Genomic DNA, 20,474 nt, shown 5'->3' with positions numbered 1-20,474 from the left:
ATTTTGTTTTTGCGGTCAGAGAGACGGCTTCCCCGACGTCTCGGAGGAATGATGACCTTTGACAGTGTGCCTGCCGCGCAGGTCAATCCTTGTCCTTACTCTCGATTAAAGCGTAGACGTCTTCGACACCGCGACCAGCGTTAGTCAAACCATACGCAGTGGAACCACTTGATAGCGGCGACATTTTCGTACGCAAAATCATCAGGTTGTTCTCATGCGCGAACTTTTCACAAGTCTCTTGCTCGCTACGTGTCTGCTTCCAGTCGCCGCCGGCGGATTAAAGGTAGCGTCAGAGGTCGCGCAGCAGTCAAAGCCTCATTCGTTCACCAATTTGCATGACGAGCCCCTTTGGGCATCCGAGGTAAAGCGAGTTGATCGCAACCAGCAAGCTTACCAACGCCTTCCCGCCGCCCAGTCGGGTAATACGATCATCGCCGAGCTCGAACCCGTTGAGCGCACAACCCGGACGCTCGGGTCGCCAACAGATATTAGCACATCTGACGAACAAAACACATTGCCGAAATCCCTCTCTGCCGAGCTACAAGCATTGAAGTCGCGTGAATGGTGCAGCGCGCGGTACCGCTCCTTCGATCCGGTCAGCAACACCTACCAGCCCTACGGTGGAGGATCCCGCCAACCCTGCTTGCCTCCCACTCTAATCGTACCTGCACAACAGCTAGCGGGTAATAGTAGTGCTGAAGAGATGAACTCGAATGCGCGTTGGTGTATGCAGAAGTATAGCTCGTACCGTCTCGACGACAACACGTATCAACCCTTCTCGGGAGGCAGAAAACAGTGTGAGCGCCCTGAAACACAGTCTGCGAGCAATTCTGTCCAAAACCATAGTATCGCACGGTTTTGACGATTGATACTTATGCTGTGAAACACACCTACATGCAGAATAGTGTGAAAGACTATCGGGAAATTGCGGCTCTCGGCAGCACATTAATGAACTATGGATGAGAAACCCATTGGGGCCAGGGCAAGGTCAGCCACAATTGCTGCCAATCATCTTTTTGGCCACTTGGGCAACTCGGACTTTTATCGCCAGCAGGGACTAGACCGAGTTCCGAGACATCTCAGTGACACTGTCGTGAGCATCGTGCAATGCATGGAAGGGAACGCGGTTAGTGTGTGAATCGCATCCGCTTCTGACGCGGACTGGCAGACGCCGTTGCGTCTGCAATGGCGTCATTATTCCCTGTCCGCGATGCACGACTGACGTTGAATAGAACAGCTCGCCGCAAGTTCACGACAATCCTGTCGACAGGCTGATGACGCAAAATTGACAGTGCCACCTCACCGCGATGGCACCGTCCCGTCCGTGCGGCAAAGCCAGGATCAGTCAATAACCTGCACTACACGGCGGCTCGAAGGCTCAATGATCACACGCCGGTCATTGACCACCGCGTACCCGTAGTTCGGATTGTCAGGCACCTGCTGAACAACGATCGTCTGAGGAAGTGGCTCCCCGACGACGACGCGCTCTTCGACGACAACCTGTTCCGTTGGGGCGGGCGCTTCGCGAACATATGTGACTACACGCTGCGGCGGCGGATCGATCGCGGTGCCGACGATCGCGCCAGCAACACCGCCTACAGCGGCACCGACCGGGCCGCCCACGATAGCGCCGGTGACCGCTCCACCGGCGGCGCCATTCACCGTGGACTCCTGTGCAAAAACTGATCCTGCGACCAGAAGGGTGGCGCCGACCAAAACAACCTGTCTCTTAAACATTGCGTTCTCCTCCTTGCGCTATTTGCGCGTCTGAGAACGTTGAGCCGGGTAGTTGGTTCCCGTATCTGTTTACTTGTAGACTACAGTCGGCACGTCAAAAGTTAAGGGGTTTCTTCACTGCACAGCCAAAATGTTAGGAACGCCGCACATGTTCATTTGTGGCGCGGATATATGGCATTTGCCAAGTTCGTCCTCTCGGGTACGATCGACAAAATTGCTGCCTTTTTTCCACGGCGGAAACAGTTTCACTGTCCCGGCACGGACGATTAATTGCTTTCGCAGCGCTACTGCAGTATGTCGACGCTTTGAATCTCATCAAGAGCTGATATGGGCATCTGGCTCATTCGGTTGACAAGGCTACAATACATCCATTAATCTGGATATATGGAAAATAACGACGCAATTGCCGCCCTTTCTGCCTTGGCTCAAGCCACCCGCCTCGAGACGTTTCGTCTACTCGTGCGTCAAGAACCTGATGGAGTCCCAGCAGGCGAATTGGCCCGGCTGCTCGATGTCCCACAAAACACCATGTCCGCCCATCTCGCGACCCTGTCTCGTGCGGGGCTGGTCAAAAGCGAGCGGCAGAGCCGGTCAATCATTTACCGAGCCGACCTCGACGGACTGCGTGACCTAACCTTGTTCCTGGTTAAGGAATGCTGTGGCGGTTCGACTGAGCTTTGTGCGCCCCTCATCGCCGAGCTCACGCCCTGCTGCGAACCGCGGGCGAAGCCATGTTGAGCACGGTCACCCTTATCGAGGTGCCCGGTCAGGACGAGGGCTTCCGCGTGGCGCTCCATGCCGCGGGCTTGCCTACCGATGACATCGAGGACGAAGGTCGGACGTTTTTCAGAGCCGTTTCCGACGCAGGCCATACGATCGGCTATGCAGGTATCGAGCGCTGCGCGGGCGACGCTCTATTGCGATCTGTCGTCGTGCTGCCTGAACATCGTAGCCATGGTCTCGGACGGGCGATCGTCCAGGAGACCTTGCAGAGAGTCGACTGCATCGGCGACGTTTTCCTCGCGACGACGAGCGCCGCGCCGTTCTTTTCTACTCTCGGATTTACCGAGGTGCCTCGGACCATCGTGCCGGCAGCGGTACTCGCGACCCGCCAGCTGTCTTCTATTTGCCCGTCGTCGGCGACCATCATGAGGTTCAACCGGCCCCCTACCTAACGCGGACAATGACCATGACTGACAAGACCTGCAACGTGCTGTTCGTCGGCACGAACGATATCGCTCGCTCTATTTCCACCGACGCCATCCTCGGCGGACGGCCCGTCACTACCGCAAGGAAAGTCCACCTGATGTCCACCTTCGAACGATACCTGACCGTCTGGGTCTTCCTCTGCATCGCCGTCGGCGTTGCCCTCGGCCACCTGATGCCCGGTGTCTTCCAGGTCATCGGCGGCGCCGAGATCGCCAAGGTCAATATCCCGGTTGCGATCCTGATCTGGCTGATGATCATTCCGATGCTGCTGAAGATCGATTTCCGGTCGTTGGCGCAGGTCGGATCCTACTGGCGTGGGATCGGCGTCACGCTGATCATCAACTGGGCGATCAAACCGTTCTCGATGGCATTGCTGGGCTGGCTGTTCGTCGGGTGGCTGTTTCGGCCCTATCTCCCTGCGGACCAGATCGACTCCTATATCGCGGGTCTGATCATTCTTGCCGCCGCACCCTGCACGGCCATGGTTTTCGTCTGGTCGAACCTGACGCGGGGCGAGCCGCTGTTCACTCTCTCGCAGGTCGCCCTGAACGATGCGATCATGGTCGTTGCCTTCGCGCCGATCGTCGGCCTCTTGCTCGGTCTCTCGGCCATCACCGTGCCGTGGGCGACGCTTGCCCTGTCGGTCGCGCTCTACATCGTGGTGCCTGTCATTATCGCCCAGGTACTGCGGAGCTACCTGACGGCCGACGGCACAACGGGCGCGCTCGACCGCTTGCTTGCGAAGCTGCAGCCGGTATCGCTCATCGCGTTGCTCGCCACGCTCGTGCTTCTCTTCGCCTTCCAGGGCGAACAGATCATCGCCCAGCCGACTATTATCGCATTGCTGGCCGTGCCGATCCTGATCCAGGTCTACCTGAACTCGGGGCTGGCCTATCTTCTGAACCGCCTCGCGGGCGAGCGCCATTGCGTCGCCGGACCCTCCGCGCTCATCGGTGCCAGCAACTTCTTCGAACTCGCGGTTGCCGCCGCCATCAGCCTGTTCGGGTTTCAGTCGGGCGCGGCACTCGCCACCGTCGTCGGTGTCCTGATCGAGGTGCCCGTGATGCTCTCGGTGGTCTGGATCGTGAACCGCTCGAAGGGTTGGTACGAGGCATCGCCCGCCGTTTCCCGCAACACCATCATCGAAAGTCCCTGACCATGGACGCCATCATCTATCATAACCCTGCCTGCGGTACGTCTCGCAACACGCTGGCGCTGATCCGCGCCGCCGGGATCGAACCCACCGTCATCGAGTACCTTCAAAACCCGCCATCGCGCGAGCAGCTCTCCACGATGATCACAGATGCCGGCCTGACGGTCCGCGAAGCGATCCGTGAGAAGGGCACGCCCTATGCGGAACTCGCCTCGACAATCCTGATCTGACCGATGACCAGTTGCTGGGCGCGATGATCACCACCCCGATCCTGATCAACCGACCACTCGTCGTCACGCCGCTTGGCACCAGGCTTGCCCGCCCATCGGAGCTCGTACTCAACATACTGCCAGCCGACGCCTTCAAAGGACCGTTCACCAAGGAAGACGGCGAACAGGTCCTCGACCAGGAAGGAAAGCGCGTTGTCTGAGACATTTCCTGCATTGCATCACGACCATCTTCAGTCGATCTCGCCAGAATCCCTGCGGCCAGCATTCTCGACGCACAAGCCCAGAATCCTGGTCCTCTATGGATCGCTTCGGGAAGTGTCTTATAGCCGTCTCCTTGCCGTCGAAGTCCGTCGGCTGCTCGAACGCCTCGGATGCGAGGTGCGGATATTCGATCCGGCCGGATTGCCGCTCCCGGACGAGGCACCCGTCAGCCATCCCAAGGTTCAGGAGCTGCGCGACCTCACGCAATGGTCAGAAGGCCAAGTCTGGATCAGCCCGGAGCGCCACGGCGCGATGACAGGCATCATGAAGGCGCAGATCGACTGGATCCCGCTGTCGCTAGGCTCTATCCGCCCGACGCAAGGCAAGACGCTGGCAGTGATGGAGGTTTCCGGCGGCAGTCAATCCTTCAACGCTGTGAATCAGTTGCGCATCCTGGGTCGTTAGATGCGGATGATCACCATCCCCAATCAGAGCAGCGTGGCGAAGGCGTTTCAGGAATTCGACACCGATGGCCAGATGAAGCCGTCGTCCTACTATGACCGCGTCGTCGATGTCTGCGAGGAACTGGTGAAGTTCACCATTCTTACCCGCGATACCTCGACCTATCTGACCGACCGCTATAGCGAACGGAAGGAGGCGGCGGCCGAGCTGGAGAAGCGGGTTTCGCTCAAGTCGATCTGATAGCTCGGGCGTCAAAGCATCTGAAGGACAACGGTGACGGCCGCCATCAGCACCACGACGATCCATGGAGATGTTCTCCAGACAACCAGCAACAAGAAGCCGAAAAGTGCTATAGCAAAGTCCACCGGCGTCAGTACGGAGCTCGTCCAGACTGGATTGTACAAGGCAGCGCCCAGCACGCCGACGACTGCGGCATTCGCACCGCGCATCGCAGCTTGTGCCAAGGGTAGCTGGTTCAACGCTCCCCAGAAGGGAAGAACGCCCACCAGGAGCAGAAAGCCGGGTAGGAAGATCGCCACTAGGCAGATCGCGGCTCCAAGGAGCCCGCTAGGAGCCGGGCCGATGACGGCGCCAAGATAGGCGGCGAACGTGAAAAGTGGGCCAGGAACCGCTTGAGCAACCCCATAGCCGGCAAGGAAGGTGCTTTCGGGCACCCAGCCAGGATGAACGACCTCGGATTGTAAGAGCGGCAGGACGACGTGTCCCCCGCCGAACACCAGCGAGCCTGACCGATAGAAAGCTTCGAATAGGTTCAGCGATTGAGAGCCGCTGCTGGCCGCAATTACGGGCAACAAAATGAGGAACGCTGCGAATGTCACCAGGCAGACAACGCCTGTGGTCCTTGAAACACGGAAGGACAGCGCCTCCATGGTCTTGCTGTCAGGCTCACGACAGACGACGAGATCCGCCAGCGCGCCGACTATGATGGCGATGAGCTGTCCGAACACGCCGGCAAAGGTGACAGCGATGACTGCAGCAAGAGCTATGCCTGCGCGTGTGCGATCAGGCGTCAGCGATTTTGCCATTCCCCAGACGGCTTGGCCGACGACTGCCACGGCGACCAGTTTGAGACCGTGTAGCAAGGCGTGGCCGACTGGATTGTCGAGCGCGGTCGCAGCCATCGCAAACAGGACAAGGATGATCGCTGACGGAAGAGTAAAAGCGCTCCACGCGGCGAGCGCTCCCAGTGGGCCGCCGCGCATGAGACCGAGCGCAAATCCGACTTGGCTTGAAGCAGGTCCGGGAAGGAACTGACAAAGCGCGACAAGATCGGCGTAAGCCTTCTCATCTAGCCACTTTCGACGAATGACGAGTTCGTCGCGGAAATAGCCGAGATGGGCGACGGGGCCGCCGAAGGATGTCAGGCCTAGTTTCAGGAATGCCCAAAGCACTTCGGATGCGGACCCATGAGGGCGTAAAGCTGTTTGATCCTCAATTGCCATAGCGTCCAATCCCACAGCCCCAAAATTCCGATGTGATGGCTCTACAACTTTGCTGATGACAGAATTACGACAGCCTTGTCTCCTGCCAACTTGCGCTAGCAATGGGCGAACGAAGACAGGGCCACAGCAAGGATCAACTGCTGAACAAACGAATGCTGCAGCTCCTTCGTTGCTGCTAACAGCGGCGCCGCCGCATTCATTGAAGGCCGGGCCACATCCGTTTCCGTTTTCGAAGAGATAGTCAATCAGTCCGTCTGATGTTCGTTAGCCGGACGATCTGCCGATATTGGGCCATTCAGCTTCGGATACTTCAGATGAGATTTGCATTGTGCCACGGCGAGCCACAGCTCGGTATCCGCTGAGATCGTTAGGGGTGATATGCATCGCTGCTCACGATCCACACGACAACCGAGCTAGATGCGCAGACAGTCAGCCTATCCCGGGCTAGTTTATCCTAGCTGGCGGGAGCGAAACATCGGATACCGTCTGATCGTGGTCCGTCGTGCGTTGCTGCCCCGCCTTGTGGAGGCTTATGGCCCCGGCCGTGACGACGACAATTGCAATCAAACCGATGAGATAATAATTCCGGTCGTTTTTCACTGCGTGGGCTCCTGTGAACTGACACGGTCGGGACGGTGCAACATGCGCCGGCTGGGTCAACGCGCCTTCATTGGATCTGCGGTGTTCTCCGCAACCCGAAGATCGATGCAAGGATCTTCAACACACCCTCTCAGCGCTAAAACACGAAAGTCCTAATCCTCCTCTGCGGGAGGATTCCTTAGAGAAAGTGCTATAAGACCAACGCCGACCGCTGTTACCAGAGCGGCAACCGTGACTGCCAAAATATCGACCAACATCGTGATATTTCCAGTTGGGACGTGAAGTAGGACAACGCACGTTGAAGTCTCCTGTTCCCCCGTAGTCTCAGCATGAATAATCACTTCTTAAACTGAGGCTGGGGAAAACGGCTCTTCGTGCTGGAAGGCGCTCGATCAATAGTGGACACTGGGTCGTCCACCCTCTGGGCAGGGCGCAACCCGCACGTCCCGCGGCGTTGATGAAGTATCGGCTGGCAGCTTGTACTTTATTGTGAAGGAAACCTGCACTTCGCCGCCCGACTTCAAGAAAACGGAGATGCCTGCCGCCGAGAGTGGTTCGATGGAAATTCTCGAACTGAGACACGTGGCAGAGGGCGTCTATGAGCCGAATGTCCAGCAGGGGCGCGTTTCGACCTTCCGGGCTATGCACCTAGTTGCTAACTCAACGAAGCGACACTGCGTTCGGATAGGCGGGATCCCCACAGCTGAAGCAGATTTTTCATTGAAACACTGGATACTGCGAGTGCTTGAGCCAAACGTGATCCAGACAGATGGACAAACTGGCAAGCTCCGCGCAAGCTTCGATCTGCAGAGAAAGCGAAAGCCCTATATGGGCGCCGCTCGCAAATGAGGATCGATATGAAGTTCGATGAACAAGTCATTCTCGATTGGCAACAGCGCGGCATGAACGCGCGAGTTCTTGGGCGTTCGACAGCTGAGAATCCCATCGCTCCATACCTGAATAAATCAACCTGTCGATATGAGCGGGACAGTTGGTTGCAAAAAGCCGACGCCTGGCTTTTCGGTTGGCATATTGAGAACGCTGCGCGCGGATAGCTACGTGCGGATTTCGCACATGATCAGCGATCGAATGCCTTTTCCGAATAACAGATGGTTGGTATCGGAAACATGAACCAGCTGCCTTAGGGTTGGTTCATGGCCGCTGCTATCAAATGACCGAAACGTTTTCCGCCTTTGATTTGCCCGTCCTCTGGTCCTGACCAATCTCGAAACTGACCTTGTCACCTTGCCGCAACGAGCCGCCGTGTTGAAGTGCGGAGACATGGACGAATACGTCCTGTCCACCAGTTTCCGGAGTTATGAACCCGAACCCCTTTTCGTCGTTGAAAAATTTTACAGTACCAGTCGCCATCAATGCATCCCTGTCTGCGGCCAACCACATGGTTGAGTTGGTCATGTTGCTATCCCAGTACCGCTAGTCAATTACAAACATGTAACCTTGCGTTTCTTTATCTCAGAATTCATTTGAGGTGTGGCAGCTCAAGACCGAGCAGCATGGTTTCCCCGGTGAGGAGACCACCGCCGTGTCCACCTTCGCACTTATGTGTTTGCTCTGTGAGACAGAAACTTTGCCCGGACTATTTCCGCGCTTCCACGAATATGAACAGCGTCTGGTTGTTCTCCGGCCCCACCGATTGCAAGCGCCACGATCGATACATCTTCCTCAAAGGAGGTGACGTATAAGACGTGTTCTGGATTCACGTATATCGGCTGGTTGTGGGTGTTTCTGAAGCGGATTATGCGGCGCAGGGAAAGTTAGGAGAAAGGCGGCAATAATCATGATTGCAGCCTTTCTCAACGAGCGAGACGAGCGGCGTCATGCCAGCGTCCTACACAAGTTGCGGATATTCGATTCGACTAAATTTGGTCAAGGGAGCATCGACCTCAAAAGATAGCGGCCAGTCGTTTTCCATAGCTATCGAGTGACCGGCACAGCGGCCCACGTTGATGGAATATTTCGGCAGTGCAATGCTATCCAGCTTTTCAAAGACAGGGCGGCTGTCACCTGGCCCGGTGATCTACTGTAACTCTTTCACGCGGCTTGAGACGTATCCGCTTGAACGTGGAAGTTCGATGCGAGCAGCATCAAAATTTCGTTTACGGCTTTGGAGTTGCAACGATACCAAATCGTTTGAGCTTCGCGCCGGATGGTGACAAGACCTGCGGCTTTCAGCTTTGCCAGATGTTGGGACAACGCAGATTGAGACAAACCCACAGCGGCGGCGAGTGATGTCACGTCCCACTCAGCTTGATTGAGCAACGTCAGGACATGGAGCCGACGGCCATTTGCGAGTGCTTGCAGAAAAAGTGCGGGCTCATTGAACATCGACCCGGGATCATCGCGCATATGATTGATTTGACCTTATCTTAATTAGCGACACCTACAATGACGGCAATCGATTCGCAATCATCCCGGCACATCCTAAGAAACTTGGAATGGGGAAACGCGAGAGCAATTATTGCGAAGGCTCGTCAATGCTGATCCACGCCAGTCATGAATTGGTATGGAGGCCGCGCCAGCAGTCGACCTCCATTGGCTCCGTCGGTGTTTAGAATTCTTCCCAGTTATCTGTCGCCGCCGCGGTCGCCGGACCACCTCGGCCTGTGAAAGCTCTGGCGATCTTGCCGACCATGCCGCGAGCCGGGGAGGCGGCCGGTGCTGAGCGGGATGAGGCTGCCATGATCGCAGCAGTCTGGCGCAGGGCAGACGAGGGGTTGGCCATGCCTTGGGTCTGACCAAGCTGAAACTGGTTAATCAGCTCGCGCAGGCGGCCGGCTTCGGTGGCGAGCGTCGCGCCGGCGGCATTGGCCTCTTCCACCATGGCGGCGTTCTGCTGGGTCACCTGGTCCATCTGGTTGACGGCGGTATTGACCTCGGAAAGGCCTACCGACTGTTCACGCGAGGAGGTGGCGATCGAATCCATATGCTGGTTGATCGTGACGATATGAGCTTCAATGGCGTGCAGCGCCTCGCCCGTCTCCCGCACTAGCTTGACACCAGTGCCAACTTCGATCGAGGATTTTCCGATGAGATCCTTGATCTCCTTCGCAGCTTTGGCCGAACGCTGGGCGAGTTCACGCACTTCCTGCGCGACGACAGCAAACCCCTTGCCAGCTTCACCGGCGCGAGCCGCTTCAACACCGGCGTTGAGCGCCAGAAGGTTGGTCTGGAAGGCGATGTCGTCAATCACACCAATGATGTTGGAAATCTGCCCCGACGATTCTTCGATACGGCCCATAGCCTGCACGGCACCTGCGACAACGGCGCCGGACTGGCGGGCGCTTTCGTTGGCCTGGATGGCAACCGTGCGGGCCTCTTCGGCGCGCTTGGAAGAATTGGAGACGTTGACGGTGATCTGGTCGAGGGCCGCAGCCGTCTCTTCCAGCGAGGCGGCCTGCTGTTCGGTACGCTTGGAAAGATCGTCGGCGCTCTGGCTGACTTCGCGCGAACCGCTGTCGATGGCGCTGGTTGCCTGGGCAACCGAACCGAGTGTGCCGCGCAGCTGGCTGACAGCGGCGTTGAAATCGGCACGCAGGCTTTCGAAGTCTTCTGCGAACGGACGGTCGAGCTGGAAGCTCAGATCGCCGGAAGACAGATGCTGCAGGCCGGTGGCCAGACCGTTGGTGGCTTCCGCCATCTGTTCGGCACGCACGCGCGCTTCCTCGGCATTCTGGCGGCGCTGCTCTTCGGTCATGTTGCGCTGCTCGTCGGCCTGCCGCTCCAGTTCCTTGGTCTTCAGGGCATTGTCCTTGAACACCTGAACGGCGCGGGCCATGGCGCCGGTTTCGTCGCGACGGTCCTCACCTTCTATGTTGGCGGTGAGGTCGCCTGAAGCAAGGCGTCCCATGGTCGAGGTCAAGCGACCGATGGCATTACCGAGCGATTTGGCGAAGATGAAGAATGCGGTAAGGGCAAGGAGCGAAATGACGAGGGTGACGCCGAGCATGGTCCAGAGCGAGGCACGGGCGCCGGCAAGGATATCAGTTGCGTCCGTCCCCACCTCGATGACACCAATCTTCTCGCCGGCGAACGAGGTAAATGGGACAGCTTTGATAAACATGTCACGGCCCTCGAGAACGTCTTGTTCAAAGACCGGCTTCCCGTCGAGAGCGTTTTGCAGCAACGTGGTTTCCAAAAACGCTTGGTTTCCATCGGTAGAAGACTGATTTACGATCTTGCCATCTTGAAGAACGTTGACCGAAATTTCGGCGCCGAGCCGTTCCGCAAGAGGCGTGAAGTAGGGATTGGAAAGTTCGGTGCCGATATCGATAACGCCAACCACTTCGCCATCAACCACGACCGGGGCGACGGCATAAATGCCGATCCCTGTTCTGCCGGGTTCAATTCCAGCTGCAAGCGTACCGGATGTGATGGCTGAGGCTACGGTCTTGCGACGACCCATATAATTGTCGCCGAATTTGTCAGGGGCATGCATGCGGGCGACGACGTTGCCTTTCGCATCTGCGATAGTGACAAGCTGCAACCCGCCGGCTTTCGCCATGGCCGTAAGATTCTTCGACAGCTTGCTGATCAATCCTTGGCGCTCGTTGCCTGCGATCATCCCTGGGATGTCGGGTTCGCCGGCAATAACGAGAGCCAATGCCGAGGCAGATCTTTGAATAGCATCCATGTCAGTCTGGATGACTTGTAGGTCGCTAGCTGCCTTGCTGTAGAGCGCCTTATCGTTCATCGTTCGCTGTTCATACCAAGCGATACCGCCAATGGCAGCGCTGGTGAATAACACGGCGCCGCAGCCGTAGAGTGTAATCTTGCGCCAAAGAGGTTTGGTTACGGTCGAGGTGGCAGTCATAATTCATTCGCTCGCATTGCTTTGGCGATGACTGTTAAATCAGAATGTTGAATTTTAGCTAAATATTATCGGTGTCTATCGGCGCTCTTGTCGAGGCCACAATCCAGGACCACCATCCGCGCGCGTTTCTGGATTCACACCGATGATAAGAGGTCGCTGCGACGCGCACGGTCGAGTAAGGACTTTGCAATCCATATCCTTACTGGGGCCGACCCCGGTTGAGCGCTCAGGCAGTTGCACATTCATATGTCTGGTCAGCAAGAAACGTTCTAGCGGCGGCGGGGCAAAGGGGACGGGCGAGAAGGAACCCTTGCAGGTGATCGCACCCAAGTTCCATAAGTTGCACACGCTGCTCGTGCGTCTCGACGCCCTCAGCCGTAATCATCAGGCCTTTCGCCTGCGCCATGTTGATCATCGCGATCACCAGCGCCCGGCTGTCCTCCTTATGCATTTCGTTGATAAAAGAACGGTCGATCTTTACTCTGTCCGCTTCGATTTTCTGGATTCGAGAGAATGACGAATAACCCGTTCCAAAATCGTCGATTGCGAACCGGATTCCGGCATTCCGCAACGTTGATACAGCCTGTGCTACTCGGCCGTTCTCATCTGCAGCAGCGCTCTCTGTCAGTTCGATCTCCAGTCGGGACGGTTTGACCCCTGCCGTGGCTAGCGCTGACAGAACTCGAAGGGGGTAGCCCGGCGCGGCAAGTTCGGTTGGCGAAGCGTTGATCGCGACCTCAATGTCCGGAAACTCAACCATGAGGGTGCATGCATCCTCAAGGACTATCGCACCGATCTGATTGATCGCACCACAATCTTCAGCAACGGGTATGAATATGTCTGGGCTTATGAAGCCGAGTTCTGGATGCTGCCAACGAACTAATGCCTCAAGGGAAACAACGGCATTCGTCTCTGCTGAAAAGACCGGCTGATAGTGAACTTCGATGCCAGTCTTGCTCTCGATCGCCTCCCGGAGATCGTGCTCCAAGGCACGCCGCTTCTTCAAGAGTTCGTCCATATGCGCCCCGAAAACCGCGTAGGTGTTTCGACCGGCCGCCTTAGCATGATACAAGGCGATATCCGCATGCCGCGTCAGCTCGTCGCCATTGGCGGGGCCGACGGAGGTCGCTACCCCAACGCTGGCTCCAACAGTCACGAACACTCCGTCGATCAGAAAGGGAGTTCGCAGAGTCGCCACCACCGCGTCAGCAATTTCCTCAGCCTTATTCGATTGTTGCGGCGATAAAAGAATTGTGAACTCATCGCCACCAATTCGGGCGACCAGTGCATTGGGTAGAAGCTTATGAAGTCGGTGAGCGGCATCAGCAATCAGCTTGTCTCCTACCGGATGACCGAGCGTATCATTAACTTCCTTGAATTTGTCCAGATCGATGAACAGAACGCTGTGGGTCTCGTGTTCACGAGTATTTTTGAGACTGATGTCGAGATACTTGGTGAAGCACGCGCGGTTGGAAAGGCCTGTCAGAGCGTCGTGTGTCGCCTGATGTCGAAGTTCGGCCTGGCTCTCCGTGAGACGCACAGACCGCCTCCAAATAATACCTCCCGCGAAACTGGCTGCCGTGAAGATTGCTACGAAGACCAGCCCCAACGCTGGCCTCGTTGCGTGCAACACGCTCTGGCCAGGTCGGAAGGGGGTCCAGTGGAAATAACCAACAGTGCCGCCCGAACGCGCAGTAAGAGCAACATAGGTAAGCTGGTCGTCTTTAGGTTTCGAAACGCTGAATGAAAGTCGCTCGACGTCATAATCCTTGGACATCAATGTCGGCAGATCACCGTCTAGGAAACGCACCGCGACGTGCAGATTTTCCGAGCCCGGGGCCTGTTCGATATCACCGGTGTCCGAAACGATTGGCTTCACGCTGACGACAGCTGGACGGAAGCCAACAAACGCAAGGTCCGCTTCCCCAATCGACAGCGTTCTGTTGTTGATGCCATCGCGATCCCCGGAGCTTAAGCGGCCTCGCAACTTCTCAGCTAATGGTCTGTAGGCCTTCGCCAACTGATTTGTTCTGGGCGCATTCAGCCGGTCAGCGATGAACTGGTAAATCGGCTTTAAGTCTTCGCCAAGGACCACCGTCGCATCGTGATCGAAGTAGCTGTGCATCCAAGCACCAAGATTGGTATCCAGCCAATCCATATTTCTTTCAGACGCGTTCCGCACCGCGTCGTCCCACACGGTTGCACTTTCCTGGTCATGTGCAACAGAAGCCTCCAGCTTCGCGACCGTCAGGGTTATCAAGGCACGCTGACGTTGGGCGGCAACCTCATCGATGGCCCGACTTGCCAATGCTAATGCCAGAAGAAGAGAGAGGGAAATGATCGCCGCGGCGGTTACTGGTAAGGCTAATGTCAAAAACCATTTTGACTGGATGTTTATATGCACTGCGAACCGCCCCATTGTTTCGAAGACGGTAAATCAGCAGTGCTTAATACGCGTAAAACACCTATGGTTAAGGGTCCAAGATAAAGCAAGCGTACGCTACCGGACACAGGACATGAATACGTCAATTGTCATGTTTCTAATCAACGCTTTCGTTGATTCGGAGTGCAACATGCCATTTTCGACAATCAAGACGCCCGTACAGCCAACTGAGTTGAATATGTTGCAGCGAGTATTTGACAGCATATGCGCAGAGCATCAGCTACCCAAGATTGGCCCAGATGCCGAAGCTCTCGCGCTCATACTCGTAAGACAACTGCAAAACGGGGTAAAAGACGAGAGCGAACTTGCAGCCTTGGGGAGTGGGTTAATGCATCACGCCTAAACTCGTTCAGGGCCCGCTCCGAATTCACTACGCGCCCTTGCTGCAAATCACTTTCTTGTCTACCTGAGATCAGAAGGCTCCCGTGCGGAAGCGATGGGCCAGAATTCTCAGGATACCACGTGATACTGTCGATCGCACCCTGCAAAGCTTGTAAGGATACTCACTTCGTGTGCGAGGCCCACCCGCATCGGGCGCGGACTGGAAGGCGGCCGTGCGTTTGTGTGAGCGTAAGTATCCCTTGCCCGGCTTGCACCAGCGATGCCGAGTGGGATAACCCCCCAGAAACTTTTAGTCAGTTCGCTGCTATTGCAGTTACAGGGTGCAACTGACTGTCGGTTCAAACCGCAAGGCCGGCGTCACCCGAAAATCTGCGCTTCCCGACGGGTCGAACCGTCGATGATCATTCTGCGATCTCGACACATTAGATAGCCGTAGTTAGATTATCAGAGATCTCCTGTAAGACGACGGGCTGAGAAAGTGGCGCCATGCTTATCCTGTCGGGATGGCGGAAACATCTTGGCTGACGTGGTGCGGCTGCTTGATTGATTTCGCTGCGGTATTTCAATGGTTCGAGGGGTTCGAACCTCATCAAGGCTCCAGACATTCATCGCAAATGCCGCAGCCATCTTCGTCCATCGTGGAGCGCGGGCGCTGGCGACAACAGCAAGCGCAAATGGCCGTTTCGCATTCAGTGATATGCTCCGGCGGTAAAATTTCCACATCAGCGTCCAAAAAACCGTCACTGGCCAAGTCGTCCATCTCGATGCTCCCAAGTCCAGGATTGAGCATCGAAATAGGATGGGATTTGCGACGAACAAGACGCCATCAAATTCGCTCGAAAAATTTCCCTATGAGGTCTTGAACCGAGAAATCTGAGAAACCAAATCGATCGGCGCCGACGGCCCAATGAGGGGGTCGGTTAACCGAGGAAGCGGATATACCGCTTCCTTCCATGTTGCTTTACGGAGGATATGGTTATGAGAACTGAACTTGATTTTGCCCCGCTGTACCGCTCGAGCATCGGCTTCGACCGTGTGTTCAACCTGCTGAGCAATACCCAGCGCCTGAATGCAATTGATACCTGGCCCGCCTATGACATCGTCAAGACCGGTGAGGACGACTATCGTATCACGATGGCTGTGGCCGGCTTTGGCGACGGCGACCTTGATATCACTCAGGAGCGCAACGTCCTGGTGATAAAAGGCGGCAAAGCCGAGGAGCTCCAGGGCGAATATCTCCACCGCGGCATTGCCGGTCGTTCGTTCGAGCGGACGTTCGAGCTTGCTGATCATGTCAGGGTGGAAGGTGCCGATCTCCGACACGGCTTGCTGACGATTAGCTTGAAGCGCGAGGTGCCGGAAGCGATGAAGCCACGCAAGATCGAGATCGGCGGCGTTGCATCGTCTAGCGAACCGCTTCGGTTGGAAACCGAACGTCAGGTTGCCTGAGCCAGAACCTGGCAGTAGGCGAGGGCATTCGCTTAAGAGCCCTCAAGTCATGATCGGGTGACGTTCGACCAAGGTCTTGTATCACCCATAGCACCGCCGGCCTCAGCGAGGCCGGCTTCCCTTTTCATGCAGAGCAAAGAAGGAGGCTCCGATGTTACTCGCTCTGTTCGATAAACCGCTGTACGCGCAGCGCCGGTACTTTGTGCAGGAAATCACCGGGCTGGATGACGTGTTCGATTTTCTCGACGAGTGGCCACAGGAGAAGCGCAACCTCGCCTATGAGACCCTTATCCGCTACTGTCGCGAGGCGGCAAACGGTCGCTGGCCCATCAACGCGGTTCGCGAGAACTTTCGTGTGTTTCTGAAGCAGAATGACAAACTTGCCGAACTCGAAGATGTCCCGCCGCATCTCCGGCGTGACACTGGCGCCAAGATCGGTGGAATGTAGGTTGTCGGCTTAGCTTACTGGTGCCGGGACGAATCGGCACCTTGATTACCATCCCCTAAAACACACTTATTGCGGTAAAGCTCTTGTCTTTGGAGGAAAGATGGTAGCGGAACCCTACACAGTCGATGATCCCGAAACCCGCTTGGCGCTTTTCGACTTTGCCTTCGAGAACGCGCCGATCGGGATCGCCCTGGTCGATCTTGAGGGGCGCATCATTCGCGGCAACACCGCTTTCGCCAAGCTGCTATCGCTTCCTCTCAAGAAGGTGCTCGGTAAGCATTTCAAGGATTTCACCCACCCTGACGATATCGAAGCGGACCTGATCCTGTTTCAGCAGGTGCTGCAGGGAAGGCGGGACGGCTACACGATCGAAAAGCGTTACCTGCGGCCATTCGGAGAGATTGTCCACGTCCTGATCCACATCGCTGCGATGCGCGATCGTCAGGGTAAGGTCGTACGCTTCATTTCGCAGATCGAGGACATCACCCGCCACAAGGACCATGAGCGTCAGCTCGCCGAGCGGGCAGCGCAGCTTGAGCTGGCGCTGGAAGCCGTCCGTGGTGGCTTCTGGCAAATGGATATTTTGACAGGCAAGTTTGAAACGTCAGATCGGCTGGCGCGGTTTATCGGTGGCCCGACGGCCGCACGGCTCGACCTTGAGCGCTACGTCAACAGGGTCAACGTGAACGACGGCGCCCAGGCGGATCTGACGCCGCTGATTGCCGGAAAGCTCGATCAGAATGTTGCCGAGTATCGTCTCGACACAGTTCACGGCGAACGGTGGATGCGCTGTGATCGCCGGCTTTTGCGCGACAGCGACGGTCGTCCAGTCAAGATCGTCGGAATGGCGATCGACTTTACCGAAGAGCGGCGCCGGATCGAGATTCTGGAGGAGACAGCGCGGACGGACGCGTTGACTGGACTGTTGAACCGCCGTGGACTGTCGATCGAATACGCCAGCCTGCAATCTGCGGATGGCTTTGCCATTCTCGCACTCGATCTCGACGGCTTCAAGCAAGTGAACGATGCTCATGGCCATGCGATGGGCGATATTGTCCTGCAAACGACTGCTGCGCGCCTGACCTCCGCCATCAGAGAAAACGATCTTGTGGCACGCACAGGCGGGGATGAATTCGTCGTGGTTGTCGCAGGTGGTCGAGCCGCAGGCGAGGCCGCCGCCGAACGCATTCTCGAGCTGATGAGGGAGCCTATCGCGATCGCAGAGGAAAACGCTGACGTCCGCACGAGCATCGGCGGGATCTGGACGCACGCAAAGCGTGATGTGACGGAGCTCCTGAAAGAGGCAGACGCACTTCTTTACGATGCGAAGGCGGCCGGAAAAGATGCCGTCAGATTTCAGTCGACATCCCGGACAGTTGGATAACTGGGATCATTATCGGCACCGTGGATATCAATCGGTTCCGCATCGGTGACGGTCGGTACTATTGCGCCAGGGAAAGACCTCGATCGTTGTGCTCGACGGACTGCGAGGTCGTTATAACGAGACCTTAGCTCAGACATGTCGTACTCGCCGCTGATCCAAAGCTCGACCCATCCCAGGAACTCGGGGTCATCGTCGATGGGCGTTCCCCGCAACACAGCCTTGGTGCGAACCTGATCGAAAATCATTCGCCGTCTGTCGCTGTCGATCACCAGACCATATCTCCCTTGATGAAGGCGTCTAGAGAAAGACCGCGAGACCTTCCGTATTGACGACGTAGATGAACTCTTCCCATGCTTCGTGCGCAGACGCGAAGGATTCATTCCATTCGGTGACCTGGTCTTCTAAGCTTGTGACCTCCATCCGCCAATCATCCCCGGCTAAGGGACGGAAGATTTCCACAATGACGGTGATGTCGTTTTCAGTGTAGCGGCCGGAGAGTTCTGAGCGTTCAGAGGAGGGAGGATCTGTCTGGGTCATGGGTCTGGCACTGTTGAATGGCAGGCTCAAGATTACCGGAGGACGTCGAGTTTTTGCAAGCCGGCTAAGAGGCAATTGGCGCCGTTTTGATTCCAGCAAAAGTTGATGTAGACGTCTGCCGCCATCCAACACAGCGTTCCATGCGCGTCCCCAGGTCTTCAGCAACTCATATGAAAAAGCCTCTGCGTAGTTTTGTCGTCGAATACAAATCCGGTCGTCGTAAAGTCGAGAGCAAGGCACCGAGCTCCATCTGGGGCAATCTGGACCTGAAGTCCGTGGCCCGCGATGTCGAGGTTGCTCTAGTCCAGAGCGAACCTTCCAAGCCGGGGAAAGCGTCAGCACCAGCTCATATCCCTGAACAATCCGCCCCGACCTCATCAAGCATCGACATGGTCGACATTGGTGGTTTGGAGGTTTCAATCGATGATGTCAGCGCAGCGCCGGATAGGGCTGATGAGCAAGACATTGGCGCTGCCGTGCCGGCGATAAGTCGGCGCAAGTCGGGACGGGCTGTCAGGGAGCGCCGATCGCCTGCCGGACGGCGGCTTCTACAAGACCGCAGACAGATACCGGTCGAGCAAAATGAACCGGATGATCTCGAGCGGCTCGAGGAAGAGAACCGTCTTTTAAGGACGATGCTGGCGGCAAAACTCCGCAAGGAAAATTCGTGGCTTCGAGAGCGCCTCCAGCATCGGTAACGGAGGGCGGTCGCATACAGGCCATTTGATCCTGTAAGTTGATCGGCCGATCCTTCGACGGAATCTCTTAAATCGACGCGGTTCTTGCCGATGAGACCGCCTGCTTGCTCAACTCATTTCTTCGAGACCGCTTTCGGCTTCGGTTGATACAGGCGTCGCCTGGCATTCGACCGAAGAGCATTCCGGAGATCTTTGTCCGTCATCGCAAGATCGAACCATTCCGGATCGAAATGACCACCACACCAGCGAATGGTCTCTTCGAACTCCGGATCATCGAGCGTAATGAATTTCCGCGTGTAGCGGACATGGGATTCGACATTGTAGGCTAGGGCGGTGCCTTCCGCGATGACGCGCATCTGGTTTTCGATGTCGGCGCTGACGTCACTTCGGAAGCTTCGGGGATTACCAAGGATGCGTGCGGTTCCTGGAAGCGCGCTCCTCGTCCCGTCAGTGATGAGCTCGGTCACCGACACCACGGCGATATCGGCCGGGTCAAGACGCCGCGCGACGATCGTCTGAAGGTTGGTGACAAGCTCGCAGGCGGTAACAAGCACCTCATTGCCGGAATGCGGTCTGGTGGCGTGACCGCCGATGCCCCTGAGCGTGATCTCGAAATTGTCCTCGCCCCACATGATGGCATCGGGTTTCGTTTCGAACACGCCCACAGGCAGACCCGGCATGTTGTGGATGCCATAGATCTGATCGAACGGGAACCTCTCCAGGAGGCCGTCGGCCATCATCGCCAGCGCACCTTTCCCCCATTCCTCCGCAGGCTGGAAGATGAAGCGAACGGTGCCATCGAAACCGCCTTCCTCGGCCAGCGAGCGAACCGCAATCCGCTGGACCACCCGTACCATCCCCAGCAGCTTGTCGAGCGCATCAAGCGATTGCGACGACCCTGACGGCGCAACTGCCGTTGCGTCAGGTTCGCTAATGAATATGGTCGTGGTCGCTCCATTCCGTGTCGAGCGGCGCTGCGATCATGCAGTGTACGCCCAAAACATCGTAATTGAGGTCGACTTGGCCCCGAAGATGGCCAGATGACAGTGCTTCGATCAACCGGGATCCGAAGCCTCTACGGCTGGGCCGCTTGACTGGTGGCCCCCCGGTTTCTTTCCACAACAGAGTGAGTAGCGGTTCGGTGGCGGACACGTTCCATGACACAGTCACCTTTCCCGAGTTCGCTCCCAAGGCACCATATTTCGCGGCGTTCGTAGCAAGCTCGTGCAATATCAGCGTGAGGGCGACCACGGCCTTGGGTGAGACGTCGACATCAGGCCCACTGAT

The 20,474-nt window shown here is 56.8% G+C and carries 18 protein-coding genes and 4 pseudogenes; 12 read left to right on the top strand and 10 right to left on the bottom strand.

Annotated elements, in window-relative coordinates:
* Nucleotides 1-214 precede the first annotated feature (214 nt).
* A complete protein-coding gene (locus AAIH70_RS25815) occupies nt 215-862 on the top strand; it encodes a BA14K family protein (RefSeq protein WP_430036478.1) in 648 nt (215 codons plus the stop codon).
* A 479-nt stretch (nt 863-1,341) separates the two neighbouring features.
* On the opposite strand, the gene AAIH70_RS25810 is transcribed toward AAIH70_RS25815, so the two are convergent.
* A complete protein-coding gene (locus AAIH70_RS25810; protein ID WP_132279092.1) occupies nt 1,342-1,737 on the bottom strand; it encodes a DUF1236 domain-containing protein in 396 nt (131 codons plus the stop codon).
* Nucleotides 1,738-2,121: 384 nt separating this feature from the next.
* On the opposite strand from AAIH70_RS25810, the gene AAIH70_RS25805 reads away from it, so the two are divergent.
* The 5 genes and pseudogenes from AAIH70_RS25805 (at nt 2,122) to arsH (ending at nt 5,232) form a co-directional block, all read left to right on the top strand.
* The gene (locus tag AAIH70_RS25805) at nt 2,122-2,475 is read left to right on the top strand and encodes an ArsR/SmtB family transcription factor (RefSeq protein WP_430036476.1); all 354 of its coding nucleotides are present in this window, start codon (nt 2,122-2,124) and stop codon (nt 2,473-2,475) included.
* On the top strand, nt 2,469-2,912 hold the full coding sequence (gene arsN2, locus AAIH70_RS25800) for an arsenic resistance N-acetyltransferase ArsN2 (protein WP_430036474.1): 444 nt from the start codon (nt 2,469-2,471) through the stop codon (nt 2,910-2,912). The genes AAIH70_RS25805 and arsN2 overlap by 7 nt, the downstream gene beginning before the upstream one ends.
* A 131-nt stretch (nt 2,913-3,043) precedes the next feature.
* Nucleotides 3,044-4,102, top strand: coding sequence for an ACR3 family arsenite efflux transporter (arsB, locus tag AAIH70_RS25795; RefSeq protein ID WP_430036665.1), 1,059 nt, complete (start codon nt 3,044-3,046; stop codon nt 4,100-4,102).
* A 2-nt stretch (nt 4,103-4,104) separates the two neighbouring features.
* A pseudogene (arsC, locus tag AAIH70_RS25790) lies at nt 4,105-4,529 on the top strand (arsenate reductase (glutaredoxin)).
* Nucleotides 4,522-5,232 (top strand): annotated as a pseudogene (arsH, locus tag AAIH70_RS25785) (arsenical resistance protein ArsH). Before arsC ends, arsH begins: the two co-directional pseudogenes overlap by 8 nt.
* Nucleotides 5,233-5,243: 11 nt before the next feature.
* Here arsH and chrA read toward each other — a convergent pair.
* The gene (gene chrA, locus AAIH70_RS25780; protein WP_430036472.1) at nt 5,244-6,455 is read right to left on the bottom strand and encodes a chromate efflux transporter; all 1,212 of its coding nucleotides are present in this window, start codon (nt 6,453-6,455) and stop codon (nt 5,244-5,246) included.
* Nucleotides 6,456-7,532: 1,077 nt separating this feature from the next.
* Here chrA and AAIH70_RS25775 point away from each other — a divergent pair.
* Together AAIH70_RS25775 and AAIH70_RS25770 are read left to right on the top strand one after the other, a co-directional pair.
* On the top strand, nt 7,533-7,904 hold the full coding sequence (locus tag AAIH70_RS25775; protein WP_430036470.1) for a hypothetical protein: 372 nt from the start codon (nt 7,533-7,535) through the stop codon (nt 7,902-7,904).
* Between the two features lie 8 nt (nt 7,905-7,912).
* On the top strand, nt 7,913-8,110 hold the full coding sequence (locus tag AAIH70_RS25770) for a CrpP-related protein (protein ID WP_132279107.1): 198 nt from the start codon (nt 7,913-7,915) through the stop codon (nt 8,108-8,110).
* Between the two features lie 112 nt (nt 8,111-8,222).
* On the opposite strand, the gene AAIH70_RS25765 is transcribed toward AAIH70_RS25770, so the two are convergent.
* The 4 genes from AAIH70_RS25765 to AAIH70_RS25750 all read right to left on the bottom strand — a co-directional run bounded on the left by AAIH70_RS25765 (nt 8,223) and on the right by AAIH70_RS25750 (nt 14,290).
* Nucleotides 8,223-8,426, bottom strand: coding sequence for a cold-shock protein (locus AAIH70_RS25765; protein ID WP_430036662.1), 204 nt, complete (start codon nt 8,424-8,426; stop codon nt 8,223-8,225).
* A gap of 681 nt (nt 8,427-9,107) precedes the next feature.
* Entirely contained in the window at nt 9,108-9,422 is a 315-nt protein-coding gene (locus AAIH70_RS25760; RefSeq protein WP_132279113.1) for an ArsR/SmtB family transcription factor, read from the bottom strand.
* A gap of 202 nt (nt 9,423-9,624) precedes the next feature.
* Nucleotides 9,625-11,886 carry a methyl-accepting chemotaxis protein gene (locus AAIH70_RS25755; RefSeq protein ID WP_430036467.1) on the bottom strand — a complete coding sequence of 754 codons (2,262 nt, stop codon included), beginning with the start codon at nt 11,884-11,886 and terminating at the stop codon, nt 9,625-9,627.
* A gap of 226 nt (nt 11,887-12,112) precedes the next feature.
* Nucleotides 12,113-14,290: a putative bifunctional diguanylate cyclase/phosphodiesterase gene (locus AAIH70_RS25750; protein ID WP_430036465.1), complete on the bottom strand. Its 2,178-nt coding sequence runs from the start codon at nt 14,288-14,290 to the stop codon at nt 12,113-12,115.
* Nucleotides 14,291-15,649: 1,359 nt separating this feature from the next.
* Here AAIH70_RS25750 and AAIH70_RS25745 point away from each other — a divergent pair.
* From AAIH70_RS25745 to AAIH70_RS25735, 3 genes are all read left to right on the top strand, one after another.
* Nucleotides 15,650-16,120: an Hsp20 family protein gene (locus AAIH70_RS25745; protein WP_430036463.1), complete on the top strand. Its 471-nt coding sequence runs from the start codon at nt 15,650-15,652 to the stop codon at nt 16,118-16,120.
* Nucleotides 16,121-16,271: 151 nt separating this feature from the next.
* On the top strand, nt 16,272-16,568 hold the full coding sequence (locus tag AAIH70_RS25740; RefSeq protein ID WP_071208272.1) for a DUF982 domain-containing protein: 297 nt from the start codon (nt 16,272-16,274) through the stop codon (nt 16,566-16,568).
* 100 nt (nt 16,569-16,668) lie between these two features.
* Nucleotides 16,669-17,952: a diguanylate cyclase gene (locus AAIH70_RS25735; RefSeq protein ID WP_430036461.1), complete on the top strand. Its 1,284-nt coding sequence runs from the start codon at nt 16,669-16,671 to the stop codon at nt 17,950-17,952.
* Here the strand turns inward: AAIH70_RS25735 and AAIH70_RS25730 are convergent.
* Complete coding sequence (locus tag AAIH70_RS25730; protein ID WP_430036459.1) at nt 17,925-18,221, bottom strand: hypothetical protein; 297 nt, start codon at nt 18,219-18,221, stop codon at nt 17,925-17,927. The genes AAIH70_RS25735 and AAIH70_RS25730 overlap by 28 nt on opposite strands.
* 28 nt (nt 18,222-18,249) lie before the next feature.
* Nucleotides 18,250-18,489 carry a hypothetical protein gene (locus AAIH70_RS25725; RefSeq protein WP_430036457.1) on the bottom strand — a complete coding sequence of 80 codons (240 nt, stop codon included), beginning with the start codon at nt 18,487-18,489 and terminating at the stop codon, nt 18,250-18,252.
* A gap of 170 nt (nt 18,490-18,659) precedes the next feature.
* Here AAIH70_RS25725 and AAIH70_RS25720 point away from each other — a divergent pair, with 170 nt between their 5' ends.
* Nucleotides 18,660-19,187 carry a hypothetical protein gene (locus AAIH70_RS25720; RefSeq protein WP_430036455.1) on the top strand — a complete coding sequence of 176 codons (528 nt, stop codon included), beginning with the start codon at nt 18,660-18,662 and terminating at the stop codon, nt 19,185-19,187.
* Between the two features lie 263 nt (nt 19,188-19,450).
* On the opposite strand, the pseudogene AAIH70_RS25715 reads toward AAIH70_RS25720, so the two are convergent.
* Together AAIH70_RS25715 and AAIH70_RS25710 are read right to left on the bottom strand one after the other, a co-directional pair.
* Nucleotides 19,451-20,020: pseudogene (locus AAIH70_RS25715) on the bottom strand (M20/M25/M40 family metallo-hydrolase); the annotation flags it as partial.
* A 97-nt stretch (nt 20,021-20,117) separates the two neighbouring features.
* Nucleotides 20,118-20,474: pseudogene (locus AAIH70_RS25710) on the bottom strand (histidine kinase); the annotation flags it as partial.

The sequence above is a fragment of the Neorhizobium sp. BT27B genome (assembly GCF_050455485.1).
Taxonomy (GTDB): domain Bacteria; phylum Pseudomonadota; class Alphaproteobacteria; order Rhizobiales; family Rhizobiaceae; genus Neorhizobium.
Note: the sequence above shows the minus strand (reverse complement) of the source record. Positions and strands in the feature narration are given on the sequence as shown.